Origin of the sequence: Roseovarius sp. E0-M6 (assembly GCF_037083845.1) — a bacterium.
GTDB lineage: Bacteria > Pseudomonadota > Alphaproteobacteria > Rhodobacterales > Rhodobacteraceae > Roseovarius.
In genome coordinates, this window is the sequence record NZ_JBAPLA010000002.1 from 23,414 (window position 1) to 40,062 (window position 16,649).

Consider the following 16,649-nt stretch of genomic DNA (forward strand, 5'->3'; position numbering starts at 1 on the left):
GGCACGGCACAAGACGCCGCCGCGACATGGCCACAGAGGCCGGAATAGGGGGCCTGGAAGTAGGCAACGCAGTCGATCGATAGGACAAGTCAATGACGCCCTGGATCAATAGACAAACGCGATCGGATCACTCTTCCGCGTCAAGCCAGGTTTGAAACCGGCGCTGGCGCAGTTCTTCGGTGTTCGCGTACCAACTGCTGTCCTGAACGAGCGCCCGGCCACCATGCTGAGGAGCGTTCGGCAGGTAGGCGCGCATTGGCACGCCCGTATCCGGGTTGAGACCGATCCGGTCGAAGGCGGACCGGCGGGTCGGACCATAGGGGATACGGGCGGCGAAGCGCGCCATGCTGGCCGCCTCGGTGGCGTGGGTGATGAATTCTCGGGCGGCATCGGGCGCATCGGGCGCGGCGGCAATCGCCCAGACCTCGATGCCGATTATGCGGCCATCCCAGACGATATCGATGGGAACCCGGCCGTTTTGTGCCATGTCGAAGAACCGGCCGTTGAAGCCGGCCGCCATGACAGCCCGGCCATCGCGCAGCATCTCGGCGGGTTCGGCCGGGTCGTCCCACCAGACGATGTCGTCCCGGATGGTATCGAGCTTGCGGAACGCCAGCCGCAGCCCGCGATCGGTGCTCAGAAGGCCATAGACCTGTTCGGGGGGCACGCCCTCGGCCAGCAGGGCCCATTCGAGAATGCCATCCGGACTGCGCTGAATCGCGCGCGGACCGGGAAACCGCGTCGTGTCGAAGAAATCCTCGATGCGTGTCGGCTTGACCCCCGGAAATGCGCGGTCATCGAATGCCATCACGCGGGCATAGGCGTTCTGCGGCACGGCGCACCGGTCCGGGCCGACCGGTGTGAAATCCTGTAGCGCCTCCGGAGAGAAGAGCGCGCGCGAGTCGATCTCCAGCAAAAGGCCGCGCGCGCAGGCGACGCGAGCTTGGTCGGCCAGCATATCGATCACGTCCCAGCCCTCGGCCGGTCCGCGCTCGGCCAGGGCGGTCCAGGTTCCATCGTAGACGTCCACCTCGATATCGTGACCGCTGTTCTCTGCGAAGGGCGCGATGATGGCCTGTCGTTGCGCGGCCTCATAGGCCCCGCCCCATGACACGATCGTCAACTCGTCCGCGGCCAAAGGGGCCGCGCTCAGCGCACAGGCCAAACAGAGATCAGATAGACGCATTCTCTTCCTTTCGCAGACGCGCCGATTCATCGAGCCAGGCCGAAATGAGATCCGCCTCCGATACCGCGCCAAGGTATTTCCCGCTTTCGCCCGACACGACGGGCACCGCATCACCGACGAAACCACGCAGGCGCTCCATCGCTTCAGCAAGATCGGTGGTATCTTGAAAGATCAACCTGGCCGCTACGGTGCCTGCCTCGACATCGCCGATATCGCCATGGGCGGCGGGCGTGAATACGCCGAGCAGTGCGCCGTCCCGGTCCAGAACGAAAGCTTCGCGCCATCCGTGCTCATGCAAACGGGTCGTCACATCTGACGGTGTATCATCCTCAGTGGCAGTCACCGCATGGGCTTGCAGGTAGTCAGCAACCTTCAGCGCCGCGAGATGCGCGTGATCCCGCCCCTGCGAGAAATCGATGCCGCGGCGGGCCAGTTGCACGTCGAACAGGGACCGGCCGAAAGCGCGATGCGACACAAGGTTGGAAAACACGACGGCGACCATCGCAGCGATGGTGACATCGTAATTTCGGGTCAATTCGAACACGATCAGGATGCAGGTCAACGGCGCCCCGATCACCGCACTGGCAAACCCCATCATGCCACAGATCGCATAGATCGCCGCACCGGAACTTGGCACGCCCGCAACACCCGACGCCATGGTCCAGAAGAACACGCCGATCAGGCTCCCGATCAGAAGGGACGGGCTGAACGCGCCACCTGAGAAGCCAGCGCCGATGCAGAGCGCGGTCAGCACGGTCTTGGCGACGATCAACACGATCACTTCGCCCAACCCGAAGGCACCGTCGATGGTGGCGAAGCGCAATGTCGATGTGCCGATGCCCAGCACATCCGGCAGGGCCAACGCCGTCAGACCGACCGCGAGGCCCGCCATGGCGGTGCGCAACTCGGGCCGCTTGATCCACCGTGCCAGCGAGGGTCCGATTGCCATAAGCAGGTGCATGAAGACGATGGCCCCCAATGCCACGAGAAGACCCAGAGCCGCGACAAGAGCGAATTCAAAGCCATGTGCGATGCCGGGAGACTCGATCCGGAACAAGGCGGGCCGCTCGAAGATCACATTGGCGACGACATAGCCAGTGACCGACGCGACCGTCACCGGCGCAAAGGCGCGGGTGGCGTAATGGCGCAAGACGACCTCATGCGCGAAGAGAACACCCGCAATCGGAGCGTTGAACGCAGTCGATATCGCGGCAGCCACGCCGCAGCCAATCGCGATACTGGCCAGATTCGGCACGCCGAGGCGCAGACGCCGCGCAAAGCCGCCGAAGATCGCGCCGAGATAGACCATCGGCCCGTACTGGCCAACCGAGGCGCCCGCGCCCAGCGACAGAGCGGCGGTTCCGGTCGAGATCAAGCCGCTGCGAAGGCCCGGAAGCGGTTTGTGGAACTGCACGGCCTCGATCACGTCCGGCGGGCCCAGCGGCCGCCCGGCCGGTGACAGGTGACGATGCACCAGCCCCACGATGAGCCCGCCCAACGTCGGCACAAGGACCGTGACCGTGGCCACGAGCCAGGGAAGGCTTTCCCATTGCACCCGCGCCTTGGGGGCGACCAACAGACCGGTGTTCAGCAGCGCAACCAGCTCAACCAATGCGACGGCCGCCAGCGAGGCCGCACCCCCGACGACAAGGGCAATTCCGGTAAGAACGAGCACGCGCCATAGCAGCGGCGCCGTTTCGGTGTTTGGGTCTGCGATCATCCAGAGTGAGGTTGACCCAGTTGAGAGAACGACGCAAGGCCGCCCAAAATCGTTATGAATGCCGACGGTGCGACCGTCCGGAAAGGTCAATGGCCATCATCGAAACAAGAAACCCCAGCGATTGCACCACCGATGGACGTAGGCATAGGCCAAAGCCAGGAAAATGCACCTGCAGCGAAAGTCCGGTCTGACGGAACGCACCGCAGCGGAGCGAAGGCACGGTATATGTCCGCAAAGGGCCGAAAGCGGAAGTTTTCCGCGCATCGCACCGACGGCAGCAATGCGCAGGGAGCGGGGTTTGCAAAGTCGAGCCTACTTTCCGAAAGCCGCCATCTAAGTCAAGCGCAGAACATGACAAAGTCCGGGGAATCTTCGCAGAAATTTCTATGACTGACTGTGTTTATAGATTTTAATTTGCTCTAAGTCTGCGAACCTAGGCTTTTTGACTAAGAATCCTCCATTGAGAATTCTGATCTCTCTTTCGAAAAGCTCGGTAACGTCTCGAATATATTGTAGAGTTAATTTATAGAGATCAAAGGCTTTTTCTAAATCAGCATCTGTTCCTAAACTGTATCTGCGGCTTACATTTTCCCGCCAGCGAGGAAACTTCTTGAGGGAATTTCGATCGAGTGACGCTGACACGTCGCTTAAGTCATCATATAGCGCAAACAAGTCATGAGTCGGCAGAAACTCCCCGCGTTGCTGAATTGACAAGGACTTTAGAGCCCTTTCAAGTGCCATCTGCATAGACCAGATAGAAGACTGTATCGAACTGAAAGTATTGGCGACCAGGCTCTTGGCTGCGGCCTCCAGCTCGTCCAGAATGCCCTTTGAAAGGCTTGAAAATTCCGAGTTCGGGCTTTTGCAAGTATTAACGAAAACAGTAATCTGTCGCAAACAGGAAGCCACCTTCACCATATCGACCGCAAGAGCTTCAGTCTCTGCCTGAGTAAGTCTGTCAAGGTTAGGTGGATTTACCAACCACTTCTCTGGATTCTCGTCGTCGTCAATCTTTGACGGGAATGTCAACCAAGATGACTCGCCCTCGACCTCCGCTTTAGATTTGGTTTTGGGAACCTGAAACCCAGTTGGGATTCTTCGGATACGTATCGCTCCCGTTATTCCACTCGTTCCGTTGGTCCAAGCCTTGCCGTATGTATCTTCATACCATTCTCGAACATGATGATAGATTATGGCAAACCAAGGTTCCTCAATGGGATCCTCCTTGTTTCCATGAGAGACCTCTGCAATGAAATATTTGACGAATATCAATGCGGCGGAGAGCGGCCTAGTCTTCAGCGGGGCCTCCTCCTCAGCAAGGATCGGGTCAATTACCGCCATTGCATCAAAGATGTGTTTCTCTTGCTCAAGCATGTGCGCCCCAGATTAGACTTATCCTTCATGACTTCAACACAGCCGATGTCGATTTGAAAAGCGCTTTTGACTTTACCTCGCTTTCCGTCGGGTTCGCGTGTGCTCAACCAAATTCTTGGTCACCGAACATGCTGTTATCAAGGTCCGCTTCTGCCGCCGCAGTTAGAAGCGTTGATGACCGTTTCGGGCTGCGACCGGTCATCAGCTCCGCCTGGCGCTAATGACGGCTTCGGGCCGAAAGCGGCGTGAAGAGCCACCATGGTTCGCAGTCTCGCCCCCCGCATTACCGCTCTTTGTGTATAACGCCACGACCGCCCCCTTCCCGCGTCTCTCAGCAGATGCTCCACGGTCTGCAAAGGCCCCGGCACATCGGCGGCTTTGTTGTTTGTTGGGGGCCGAGACAGGCCGATATCACCGCTACAGAAGGGTTACCGAACGCTCGGTTTACCGGTCGGACGAGTCACTCAACACCGACATTACTACCGACGTGATACCGACGTAATACCGACGTCCGGTTCGGCGCGTTAACCTTTGCGGTCAGGCATCACCACATCGTCTCGGCGGCGCGGGTCTGCCAAGCGTCATCATAGGTCTTGCCACCTTCTTCGCCACCGGTCTGTTCAGCAAGGATATCGCCCACCGTGGGCAGGTCCGCGCTGTCGTTCCGGTGCCACAGGTCCGCCCGCATCGGGGCGCGGGCGCATTGGATGTAAATCTCTGAAATATCTATGACAATTACGGATTTCGGCGGCTTTACCCGGTCCGCAAAGCGGATGCGGAGCGCCTCGTCCATCGTGACCCGCGCCCGCCCGTTCACCCGGACAACCGAGTTCGATCCGGGCACCATGAACATCAGCGAGACACGCCCATCCGTCACGATATTCCGAAGGCTGTCCATCCGGTTGTTCCCGCGCCAGTCCGGCATCGCCAGCGTCCGCGCATCCAACTCCGTCACCACCGGCCCATCCTCCCCCCGCGGACTGCCATCAGTGCCCTCCGGCCCGACCGTTGTGAGCACGCAAAACCGTGCTGTCATGATCCACTTTCGATAGAGTGGAGTCAGCCGTGTGGCGACCTTGCGAAGCGATGGTGCGCCCGGAGCGCCGTAAACGGCCTCAAGCTCGGCAATATCCTCAACCCATTGAAGTTGTTTCAAAACCCGCCTCCTTCATCAGCTTGTCCGAGGCGGTCTCGATCACCTCTTCCAGTTCAGACATGAACTCGGCCTTGGATTTGCCGGGCATGATCGGGGGCAGGAATTCCACCACGGCAAGGCCCGGCTTTCGATAGATTCCCCTCTTGGGCCAGAAGAGACCCACGTTGGTCGCCACCGGGACACATGGCTGACCCAGTTCCTGATAAAGGATGCCGGTGCCCACCTTGTAGGGCGCCTTGACCCCCGGCGCGATGCGCGTGCCCTGCGGATAGATGATGAGCTGACCAGCGGCCAACCGCCCTTTTTCCACATCCTCGACCATTTTCTTGATAGCCTGGCTGCGTTTGCCACGATCCACCGGCACACACCCGAGTTTGAGCGCATATTGCCCGATAATCGGCGCATACATCAGCTCGCGCTTCATGATGAACTTACCCGCCGGAATGGATTTGAAGATGAGAATGATATCGAGAAAGGATTGATGCTTTGATGCGATGACCACTTCGTTCGTCGGAGGCGTGCCGCGCACCTCGGTGCGTATCCCAACCATCCAGCGGGCCGACCAAACCGCCCAGCGCGACCAGGTCTTGCAAGCCATGATCGCGCCACGCCGATCCAGAAGCGCCCAAGGAAGAAATGCGAGCCCGATGGGCAGCATCGCGAAATAAAGCTGCCCGACGTAGACCAGCGACCTGAGCCATTGAACCGCATATCTCATGACATGCTCCTCAAGGTGCGCCGCGCGGCCGCGCGGGTTGAGAGGAACGCGACGACCGCCGCCATCACCGGAATGAGCAAAGGCCAAAGCCAGTGCCACCCGACAAATCCCAGCCCGGTCAGGAAACCGCCGGCAATATCCGTCGAAGGCAGGGTGAGCGTGGCAAGGCAGCCAGCCACCGTGCCCACCGTCGCACCAACCAGTCCGCGCAGCGTAAACCGCCGCACGAAAGCTTGCGCTATGTATGCGTCCTGCGCGCCCACAAGGCGCAGCACCGTGATCACCTGGGCGTTTGCCGCCAGCGCCGCGTTCGCCGCCAGCGTTATCATCGCCGCCATCGCCCCCCCGATCAGCACCAGCGCAAGCCAGCCCAGAAGGCGCAAACGCGAAGCCGCCTTGACCAATGGTCGCCGCCAGCGGGTGTGATCATCAAGCACAGCCCCCGGGGCCTCTGCGGCCAGCCGTAGACGCAACCCCTCGGCATCGAACCCGTCACCGTCTTCGATGATCTCGATCAGACGCGGAATGGGAAGTCTTTCAACCGGAAGATCAGGACCGAACCATGGCTCCAGAAGGGTGCGCTGCTCATCATCACTCAGAGCACGGGCCGAGGCGATGCCAGGCGTTGTCTCAAGAACCCTGAGCGCCGCTTCGGTCTGGGCCTGAATTTGACCCTGCGGCGCGGAAATGCGCAAGGTCGAGGAGCGGGCCAACTCCTCTCCCCACCGATCGGCAAGCCTGTCTGTGGCAAGGGAAAGCGCCATGGTGAACACCGCCAGAAACGCCATCGCACCCGCGCTGAAAAGCGTGAGCCACGCCGTGAAACCGGTTGGTGGAACAACGCGGTCCGCTTGCGTATCTCCAACCGCAATAGATTGAAATCTCTCTGTTATACTGAATATCGCCGCTTTCACAGATCCGCCCCCGCCAACTGAATTCGCCGGTTGGAGATGCGCAGCACCCGTGCCTGCACATGCGATTTCGCCGCGCGGATCAGGGCAAGGTCATGGGTCGCGATCATGATCGTCTTACCCATGCGGTTAAGTTCGATCAGAAGCCGCATGAGCCGCTGTGACATATCCCAATCCACGTTGCCCGTCGGCTCGTCGGCAAGGATGACATCAGGCGACATGATCACCGCCCGGGCCAGCGCCGCGCGTTGACGTTCGCCGCCCGAAAGTTCCGGTGGCAGCGCGTCGGCCCGCGACTTGAGCCCGACCCAGCCCATCAGCTCGCGCAGGTTCGCCACCTCGTTCAGAGTGTCGCGCCCAGAGACCGCCAGCGGAAGCGCGATATTGTCGGCCACGCTCAGATGATCGAGGAACTGACAGTCCTGATGCACAACGCCGATACGCCGCCGCATAAGTGCCACGTCATCCCGCTCCAGAGTGCGCACATCCGTGTCGAACAGGCGTGCATGCCCGGCGGTCGGTATGAGCGCGCCATAACACAGCTTGAGAAGCGTCGTCTTGCCCGCCCCCGAAGGCCCTGTCAGGAAATGGAAAGATCCCGGCTGAAGCCGCAGGGAGATATCGCTGAGAAGCTCTCCTCCGCCATAGCTGTAGGCCACATTTTCAAGCTCGATCACGGCCACCCTTTCCGATCCTGCCCGTTTCCTAAATGCCTCAGAGGCGCACGTCATGCAATCGCACCACAGCAAATACGTTGCTCTTTTCCGCCAATCCTTTACAGCATAGACTAAACCACGATGACCAAGCGTCCGACAAACGGACCCGGTGAGAGGCACAGACAGGTGTTTGCATGCGACTGACCTGCCCCAATTGCGAGGCTCAGTACGAGGTCCCCGACGAAGTGATACCCGAAGCGGGCCGCGACGTGCAGTGCTCGAATTGTGGCGATACGTGGTTTCAGTATCATCCCGACCATATCCCCGACACCGAGCGCGAAACGATCGAGGACGAAGACCCCGAGAATCCGGCCAACTGGCAGGACATGCCCGACGCGGCGTCCGAGACGCCAGACATGGCCGAAGATCACGACCTTGCCGATCAGGCCACTGATTGGGACGCGCATGAGACCGGAACCGAAGCGCAAGCCCCGACCCCAGAGGCGACCCGAAGCGAACTCGATCCGGGTGTGCGCGACATTCTTCAGGAAGAGGCCAGACGCGAGGCCGAAGCCCGCGCCGCCGATCGCGGCGGTGTCGAGACCCAGCCAGATCTTGGGCTTGGCGCGGGAACCGATGACGAGGCCGCCCGCCGGTCGCGCGAGGCACGGTCGCGCGTGGCGCGCCTGCGAGGGGAACCCGATCCGGCAGAAGACGATGTGGATGACGCAATCGACCCGTCATCGCGGCGCGACCTGCTTCCCGATATCGACGAGATCAATTCCTCACTGCGCTCGGAGAACAACGGCGCGACCGAGGATTATGCCGATGCCGGATACCAGGAGGCCGAAACCGGGCCCCGCCGCAGAAGCGGCTTTAGGCGGGGTTTCCTTCTTGTCGTGCTCCTCGCGGTCATTGCCCTTCTGGTCTATGTCTACGCCGCCGAGATAACCGAGCTGGTGCCCGCCGCGGGCGATATGCTCGAGGCCTATGTCGCACAGGTCGATCAGTTGCGCCTCTGGCTTGACGGACAGGTCCGCGCCCTTCTGCTCTGGCTTGACAGCCAGTCTTCTGCATCGGGCTGATCACCGGAACCATGTCACGCCTCAATTCCCCCTTGGCGCCGATCTTCATGACGGCAATCGCGGCAATGGCATGGGGCGTGTGGTGGATTCCCGTGCGTTACCTGACCGGTGGTGGCATGAATGGCCCACAGGCCGGGGTCTTGCTCAATATCGGGGCCGCATTGGGGGCGCTGATCTGTTTGCTGGTCCTGCGGCAGACCCCGCGCATCGGCCCGCGCGCGTTGCTGGGCGGGGCCCTCGTTGGGGTGGCGCTTTCGACGTATTCGATCGCCTTCGCCTATAGCGATGTCGTCCGGGTCATCCTGCTATTCTATCTCGCTCCGGCCTGGAGCAAGATCATCGAATGGGCCTTTATGGGGCAGCGGTGGCGGTGGGCCTCCACGCTTACTGTGGCCGCCTCTCTCACCGGGGCTGTGCTGATTCTGGGCGGGCGCATTTCCATGGCCGCGCTGAGCGTGGGCGATCTTTTGGCCGTGGGCTCCGGCATCGCGTGGGCGGTGGGTGCGACGCTCATTTTCACCGGTCGAAAATCTACCGCGCTTACCCTGACTTTCGTCACCATGATCGCGGGAACCTTTGTCGCGGCAGGTGTCGGGTTTCTTCTTGGTGTCGCGGTGATTCCCGTGGCGTCGCCCGGCATTTTGACCATTGGTGCCTTGCTCGGCGCTGCATTTGCGCTGCCATGCCTTTTTGCGACCCTGTGGAGTGCGCAGCGCCTTGCCCCCGCGCTTCTCACGTTTCTTTTTACACTGGAAATCTGCGCCGGCGTTGCCTCGGGCGCGATACTTCTTGATGAGCCGTTCGGCCTGATCCAGATGGCCGGCACGGTTCTTATCGTCGGAGCGGCGCTGATCGAGGTGGTGTTCGCCCTGCGCGCAAGCCGTACGGCAAGCGCGACCAACCCCTGAGCTAGCGCAGAACCGGCGGCGCGTCGCGCGGTTGACGCATCTGGGTCAACCCAAACACAAACCCGTTTCCGATCCGATGTGCGAGCGCGGAAAAGGCCTGAGCCGTCTCTGGCGGAAGCTCTTGGTCCAGCACCTCGTCGAAAAGCCCAAGCCATATGGGAAAATGTTCGGGCTGCACGTCACGCGCCTGCATGTGAACCCGCATAGGATTGCCGGAATAAGACCCCTCGCGCAGGATTGCGTTGCGCCAGAAACGCATGATTTTTTCCTCGTGCCCGGGTCAGTCGTCATTGGCGATATGCGCAGCGAAGATGGGGCCGAGGTCGGGGTGAACCCTGACACGCCCATAGAACGCCCGGACGACACGGGCGATCTGATCCGGTGTGATGTCGAACAGGCGTAATGGGCTGGGAGGCATGGTTGAATCCTTGTTTCCCCGCGAAGAGTGTCACCGCCGAAACCCTGCCGACATCCGCCAAATTGCCGCAGCGCGCCGCGCGGTCGTCTGAGATGAAACCCGCTCTGGACGGCGCGGCGCACGCGGCCTATAACCCGGGCCATGGCGCAGATATTCGCGATCATCATTCGAATTACGTGCCCGGCGCTCTGACATATTCGAGCCGCCGGGACAATGGCGTCGGCCCTGCCCGCGCCGCCCCACACCCAAAAGATCGAAATGACCAGTGACAAAGGACGTCACATATGTGCTCTGATACGCCCGATTACAAAGAAACGCTGAACCTGCCGAAGACCGATTTTCCGATGCGCGCGGGCCTTCCCAAGCGCGAGCCGGAATGGCTTGCCCGGTGGGAAGAGATCGGCATCTATGACCGCCTGCGCGAGCGCAACGAGGGCCGCGCGCCGTTTACCCTTCATGACGGCCCGCCCTACGCCAACGGCCACCTTCATATCGGCCACGCGCTCAACAAGATCCTCAAGGACATGGTTGTGCGCAGCCAGCAGATGATGGGACGCGACGCGCGCTATATCCCCGGGTGGGATTGCCACGGCCTACCCATCGAATGGAAGATCGAGGAACAGTATCGCGCCAAGGGTCTGGACAAGGACAAGGTCGATGTCGTGGACTTCCGGCAGGAATGCCGCAAGTTCGCCGAAGGCTGGATCGACGTGCAGCGCGATGAATTCAAACGTCTTGGCATCACGGGAAAATGGGAAAAGCCATACCTGACGATGGATTACCGTGCCGAGCGGATCATCGCGGAGGAGTTCCAGAAATTCCTGATGTCCGGCGTGCTCTATCAGGGCTCCAAGCCGGTGATGTGGTCGCCCATCGAAAAGACCGCACTCGCCGAGGCGGAGGTGGAGTATCACGACAAGGAAAGCTTTACGGTTTGGGTGAAGTTTGAGGTTGTCGAAGTTGAACATTCAGATGCTTATTGGCAATCTGATGATGCGGACAAAGCACAAGAAAAACGAGAACAGCGTTCCACGGAATTGCGAGTGAGAGCTGATGACTTGCTCGGGGCTCATGTCGTCATCTGGACCACCACCCCCTGGACCATCCCATCTAATAAGGCCGTGGTCTATGGAGAGGACATCGCTTACGGCCTCTACGAGGTGACCGACACACCCGGCGAATGCTGGGTCAATGTAGGCGACCGCTTCCTGCTGGCCGACAAGCTGGCAGGTGATGTCATGGCGCACGCCCGGCTGGAAGACAGCATGTGGAAACGCGTCCGCGACGTGAGCACCAATGAGCTTGCTGGTCTTTCACTCCAACACCCGCTCCACGGCGCCAAAGGCTCCAAAGGCGAATGGGATGACCTGCGCGATTTCCGCGCCGCTGATTTCGTCACCGATGAGGAGGGCACCGGCTTTGTCCATTGCGCGCCGAGCCACGGGATGGAGGAGTTCGAGCTCTACCGCAGTCTCGGGATGCTGGAACAGGTCATCACCTACAACGTGATGGAAGACGGCTCTTTTCGCGAAGATCTGCCCTTCTTCGGCGGCAAGCACATCCTCGACCGCAAGGGCAAGGAGGGCACCGCCAACAAGGCGATCATCGACAAGCTCGTAGAGGTCGGCGGCCTCTTGGCGCGGGGCAAGATCAAGCACAGCTATCCGCATAGCTGGCGCTCCAGGGCGCCGGTCATCTACCGCAACACCCCGCAATGGTTCGCCGCCATCGACCGTCCCGTAGGCGACGGGCAGGACACCTATGGCAAAACGATCCGCGAACGCGCGCTGCGCTCCATCGACGAGCTTGTGACCTGGACGCCCAAGACCGGGCGCAACCGTCTCCACTCAATGATCGAGGCGCGGCCCGACTGGGTGCTTTCGCGCCAACGCGCATGGGGTGTGCCGCTCACTTGCTTTGTGAAAAAAGGTGCGATGCCGACCGATCCCGATTACCTGCTGCGCGACGAAAAGGTCAACGCCCGCGTGCTCGAGGCGTTTGAAACCGAAGGCGCGGATGCGTGGTACAAAGACGGAGCCAAGGCGCGTTTTTTGGGCAACGACTATGACCCGGATGAATGGAGCAAAGTCGATGATATCCTCGACGTCTGGTTCGATTCTGGTTCGACCCATGCCTTCGTGCTGCGCGACCGCGAGGATGGATCAGAGGACGGCATGGCCGATCTCTATCTCGAGGGCACGGATCAGCATCGGGGCTGGTTCCATTCCTCGATGCTGCAATCCTGCGGCACGCGGGGACACGCGCCCTATCGCGGCGTGTTGACCCATGGCTTCACACTTGATGGCAAGGGCAACAAGATGTCCAAGAGCCTCGGCAACACCATCGTGCCCGAGGAAGTCGTCAAACAATATGGCGCCGATATCCTGCGCCTCTGGGTGGCCCAAACCGACTATACCAACGATCAGAGGATTGGTCCGGAGATCCTGAAAGGGACGGCAGACAGCTATCGTCGGCTGCGCAACACGATGCGTTTCATGCTTGGCGCGCTCGCCCATGTGAGCGAGGACGACCACATAGATGTCGAGGCGATGCCCGAACTTGAGCGGTGGGTGCTGAACCGTCTGGCCGAACTCGATGCGCGGGTCCGTAGCGGCTATGCGGTGTATGACTTTCAGGGCGTGTTTCAGGCCCTGTTCCAGTTCTGCACCGTTGATTTGTCCGCGTTCTACTTCGACATCCGAAAGGACGTGCTCTATTGCGATGGCGACAGCACCGAGCGACGCGCAGCGCGGACGGTTCTCGACCTGCTTTTCCATCGTCTGACCACGTGGCTCGCCCCGGTACTCGCGTTCACCATGGAGGAGGTCTGGCTTGAACGGTTCCCCGGTGACCAAAGCTCGGTTCACCTTGAGGACATGCCCGAAACTCCCGTTGGCTGGCTCAATCCGGATCTGGCTGAGAAGTGGGCGAAGGTGCGGCGCGCACGGCGCGCGGTGACCGCCGCACTCGAGGTGCAACGCACCGAGAAGGTCATCGGCTCATCGCTCGAAGCCGCACCGGTGGTGCATGTTCAGGAACCTGAAATGCTCGAGGTGCTGAAATCGGTGGCGTTCGAGGATGTCTGCATCACATCCGACATTGTCCTGACCAGTGATCCCGGCCCCGCCGAAGCGTTCCGCCTGCCCGAGGCCGATGGCGTTTCGGTTGTTTTCGAAAAGGCGCAAGGGCAGAAATGTCAGCGGTGCTGGAAAATTCTTCCGGATGTGGGCACGCATAAGCACCCCGAGACCTGCAAGCGCTGTTCCGACGCATTGGGCTAGGACGGTTCGCCAAAACCTGTGTCACGGATTTTCGCCGAATGACTGAATGCAAAACCCCGCCGCACAGGATGTGGCGGGGGTTTTCCATCAAAGCCCAGTCGGCGTCAGGCCTCGGCGGACCAATCCCACGGGCGGGTGAATGACCCGAGAGCCGTGCTCACCGACGCGTCATCCGTTTCACCCGTTTTCTCGAGCTTGGCGACAAGACCGCGCTTCTTGTCATCGACGACCGTGATGACGCGGGCATTCACGTCCGCCGCCTCAAGCGCCGCGTTGTAGATGCGTTTGATCGCGCTTTTGCGCAAGTCCGGCTTAAAGACCTTTCCCACCGCCGTTTTCGGCAGTTCATCCATGATCTCGATATACTTGGGCTGCGCCGCACGCTCGTGGATGTGGTCCTTGCAATAGGCCATCAGTTCCTCTTGGGACACCGAACCACCATCGACCAGTTCGACATAGGCGCAGGGGATTTCGCCCGAATGCGCGTCCGGCTGCCCGATCGCGCCGGCCATGGCCACCTGATCGTGACCCATGAGCGCCTCTTCGATTTCGGCGGGGTCGATGTTGTGACCCCCCCGGATAATCAAATCCTTGGCGCGCCCCGTGATCCACAAATATCCATCGCCATCGACACGACCCAGATCGCCAGTGCGCAGGTATTCGTTGAAGTAGTAGAGATCGGCATTCTTGGCCGGATCGGTATAGGTATGTCCGGCATAGACGCCGGGGTTTGAAATACAAATCTCGCCCACCTCGTCCACTTCGCATTCAACAGGGCCGTTATTGGTATTTTTAACGATCTTGATGCGGGTGTACGGGAAAGGCACACCGACCGAGCCAACCTTCTTTTCACCCTCGGGCGGGTTGCACGAGACAAGGCACGTCGCCTCGGTCAGGCCGTATCCTTCGATCACGGTCATGCCGGCCGCCTTTTCGAAACGCTTGAAGAGTTCGAGCGGCATCGGCGCGCTACCGGAAAAGGCGTTCTTGACGGTTGAAAGGTCAGCATCCACGGGCCGCTGCATAAGCGCCGAGGTGGCTGTGGGCACGGTGATGACAAACGTGATCTTCCATCGCTCGCACAGCTTCCAGAAGTTATCGAACACGCCGTCGCCGCGATAGCCCGCAGGCGTCGGAAAAACGACCCGCGCTCCAGACTTGATCATCGCCATAAGGATCACGTGACAGGCGAAAACATGAAAGAGCGGCAGCGGACACATAACGCTGTCTTCTTCTGTAAAAAGGAGCTTATGCCCCAGCCAGCCATTATAGACCATGCCGGAATAGCGGTGCTGCGCCACCTTGGGCATACCGGTCGTGCCGCCGGTATGAAAATAGGCGGCAACGCGATCCCCGGCACTATCCGCGAAATCAAGCGTGGCAGACTGTTTGCCCAACTCTTTGTTGAAATCGCGAATGTCGCCATGTCGCGGACCAGACACCTTCGGCCGGATCAGCGGGACGATCCAGCTTTTTGGCGGGGTGAGATACCTGTTGAGGTCGATCTCGAGGATGGTGGACACGTCGGGGGCCTCACGCACCGCCTCGGCTGTTTTCTGTGCGATGTCGGTCTTGGGAAATCCGCGCAGTGTGACAACCACCTTCGCCCCCGTCTCGCGCAAAATCGCACCGATCTGCTCGGGCTCAAGCAAGGGGTTAATCGGATTGACGATACCCGCGATCGCACCCCCGATCGTGGCCACGGCAGTTTCGACACAGTTGGGCAGGACAAGCGCGACAACGTCCTTCTCACCTATGCCCAGATTACGAAACAGGTTGGCCGCACGACAGACTTGCTCGTGAAACTCGGACCATGTCAGCGTGACAGACGGATCGGTCGGACCAGAGAAAAGCTGATAGGTGATCGCGGGTCGCTTCGGGAACGCCTCTGTGGTATCGCTCAGCATCTGGTAAAGCGTTGCGGGCTTCTCAAGCTCCTCCCAAGAGGATTCGCCCTCGATATCGAGCACGTCCTGACGCGTTTTGAAACTCATAGTTATCTCCTCCCTCGCGCGGCTTCACCCACGCCTATTTCGTCGAACAACCATGAAAGGCTTTGGCTTGTCACGCAAGTTTTACGCAGCGTTTAAAGCGACGCTGCGGCAGGCAAAGCGATGGCTCGATGGGGTTCGAAAATTGACTTGACTATTTTTATCAGAAACTTCACTTATTGCCGAGTAATTCTGTCAGAAAAGCGAGGACCACGATGACATTCACTAACTTCGCACGTGCGACCGGAGCCGCGCTCGCACTTACCACGTTGGGGACCGCCGCCATGGCGCAGGAGGTCAACATCTATTCCAGCCGGCACTATGATTCGGACGATGCGCTTTATTCCAAGTTCACGGAAGAGACCGGCATCACGGTCAACCGCATCGAAGGCAAGGCGGATGAGCTTATCGCGCGGCTGAAAGCCGAAGGCGAAAACAGCCCTGCAGACGTGTTCATCACCGTCGACATCGGGCGGATGGGCCGCGCCGAAGAAGCCGGCGTGCTTCAAGCAGTCGACTCGGACGTCATAGAAAATGCTGTGCCCGCACACCTGCGCGACCCCGAGAACATGTGGTTCGGCGTCTCGCAGCGGGCGCGCATCATCTTTTATGCCAAGGATCGCGTTGATAACCCACCCCGCACCTATGAGGCGCTGGCAGATGAGGACATGAAAGGTAAAATTTGCATTCGCTCCTCGAAAAACATTTACAATCAATCGCTTCTGGCCTCGATCATCGAAGCCAACGGCGAAGAGGCGGCCAAGGACTGGGCCGAGGGCATCGTGGCCAACATGGCACGCGACCCCGAAGGTGGCGACACTGATCAGCTTCGTGGCCTCGTGTCGGGCGAATGCGATATCGCAGTGGCGAACCACTACTATTTCCTGCGCGGGTTCGACAGTGACGTGGATGGCCTGACGTCGGGCATCGACAACATCGGCTGGGTCTGGCCGAACCAAAGCGACCGCGGTGCGCACCTCAACCTCGCTGCGGCGGGCATGGTCCAAGGCGCACCGAATCCGGATGCCGCCAAAACCTTTCTCGAGTTTCTGACAAGCGAATTTGCCCAGCAGCATTTCGCCAATCAGAACAATGAATATCCGGCAGTGCCCGGGATCGGGCTCGATGAAGACACTGCACGGCTTGGCTTCTTCATTGCCGACAATGAAACGATGACCGCATCGTTCGGCGAGAATGCTGGCAAAGCTCAGAAAATCTTCAACGAAGTCGGCTGGAAGTAACCAC

The 16,649-nt window shown here is 60.1% G+C and carries 12 protein-coding genes and 1 pseudogene; 4 read left to right on the forward strand and 9 right to left on the reverse strand.

What is annotated here, in order from left to right; translation table 11 throughout:
- Positions 1-127 precede the first annotated feature (127 nt).
- From V8359_RS06475 to V8359_RS06505, 7 genes are all read right to left on the reverse strand, one after another.
- Positions 128-1,186 (reverse strand): extracellular solute-binding protein, encoded by a 1,059-nt coding sequence (locus V8359_RS06475; RefSeq protein ID WP_336427958.1) that lies wholly within the window; start codon positions 1,184-1,186, stop codon positions 128-130.
- Complete coding sequence (locus V8359_RS06480) at positions 1,173-2,906, reverse strand: chloride channel protein (protein WP_336427959.1); 1,734 nt, start codon at positions 2,904-2,906, stop codon at positions 1,173-1,175. The genes V8359_RS06475 and V8359_RS06480 overlap by 14 nt, the downstream gene beginning before the upstream one ends.
- 384 nt (positions 2,907-3,290) lie before the next feature.
- Positions 3,291-4,280 (reverse strand): hypothetical protein, encoded by a 990-nt coding sequence (locus V8359_RS06485; RefSeq protein ID WP_336427960.1) that lies wholly within the window; start codon positions 4,278-4,280, stop codon positions 3,291-3,293.
- 544 nt (positions 4,281-4,824) lie between these two features.
- Positions 4,825-5,436, reverse strand: coding sequence for a pyridoxamine 5'-phosphate oxidase family protein (locus V8359_RS06490; protein WP_336427961.1), 612 nt, complete (start codon positions 5,434-5,436; stop codon positions 4,825-4,827).
- On the reverse strand, positions 5,414-6,154 hold the full coding sequence (locus V8359_RS06495; protein ID WP_336427962.1) for a lysophospholipid acyltransferase family protein: 741 nt from the start codon (positions 6,152-6,154) through the stop codon (positions 5,414-5,416). Before V8359_RS06495 ends, V8359_RS06490 begins: the two co-directional genes overlap by 23 nt.
- Positions 6,151-6,918: a cell division protein FtsX gene (locus V8359_RS06500; protein ID WP_336427963.1), complete on the reverse strand. Its 768-nt coding sequence runs from the start codon at positions 6,916-6,918 to the stop codon at positions 6,151-6,153. Before V8359_RS06500 ends, V8359_RS06495 begins: the two co-directional genes overlap by 4 nt.
- Before the next feature lie 146 nt (positions 6,919-7,064).
- Positions 7,065-7,742, reverse strand: coding sequence for a cell division ATP-binding protein FtsE (locus tag V8359_RS06505; protein WP_336428590.1), 678 nt, complete (start codon positions 7,740-7,742; stop codon positions 7,065-7,067).
- Between the two features lie 173 nt (positions 7,743-7,915).
- Between V8359_RS06505 and V8359_RS06510 the strand changes: the two genes are divergently transcribed.
- Together V8359_RS06510 and V8359_RS06515 are read left to right on the forward strand one after the other, a co-directional pair.
- Positions 7,916-8,806, forward strand: a complete 891-nt coding sequence (locus V8359_RS06510) for a zinc-ribbon domain-containing protein (protein WP_336427964.1) — start codon at positions 7,916-7,918, stop codon at positions 8,804-8,806.
- Positions 8,807-8,817: 11 nt separating this feature from the next.
- Positions 8,818-9,714: a DMT family transporter gene (locus V8359_RS06515; protein WP_336427965.1), complete on the forward strand. Its 897-nt coding sequence runs from the start codon at positions 8,818-8,820 to the stop codon at positions 9,712-9,714.
- A 1-nt stretch (position 9,715) separates the two neighbouring features.
- Here the strand turns inward: V8359_RS06515 and V8359_RS06520 are convergent.
- Positions 9,716-10,132 (reverse strand): annotated as a pseudogene (locus tag V8359_RS06520) (group III truncated hemoglobin).
- Between the two features lie 284 nt (positions 10,133-10,416).
- Between V8359_RS06520 and ileS the strand changes: the two are divergent.
- Positions 10,417-13,413, forward strand: a complete 2,997-nt coding sequence (gene ileS, locus V8359_RS06525) for an isoleucine--tRNA ligase (RefSeq protein ID WP_336427966.1) — start codon at positions 10,417-10,419, stop codon at positions 13,411-13,413.
- Between the two features lie 104 nt (positions 13,414-13,517).
- Here the strand turns inward: ileS and V8359_RS06530 are convergent, their stop codons facing one another.
- On the reverse strand, positions 13,518-15,407 hold the full coding sequence (locus V8359_RS06530) for an acyl-CoA synthetase (protein ID WP_336427967.1): 1,890 nt from the start codon (positions 15,405-15,407) through the stop codon (positions 13,518-13,520).
- A 212-nt stretch (positions 15,408-15,619) separates the two neighbouring features.
- Here V8359_RS06530 and V8359_RS06535 point away from each other — a divergent pair, with 212 nt between their 5' ends.
- On the forward strand, positions 15,620-16,645 hold the full coding sequence (locus V8359_RS06535) for an extracellular solute-binding protein (protein WP_442970334.1): 1,026 nt from the start codon (positions 15,620-15,622) through the stop codon (positions 16,643-16,645).
- The last annotated feature ends 4 nt before the right edge of the window (positions 16,646-16,649 follow it).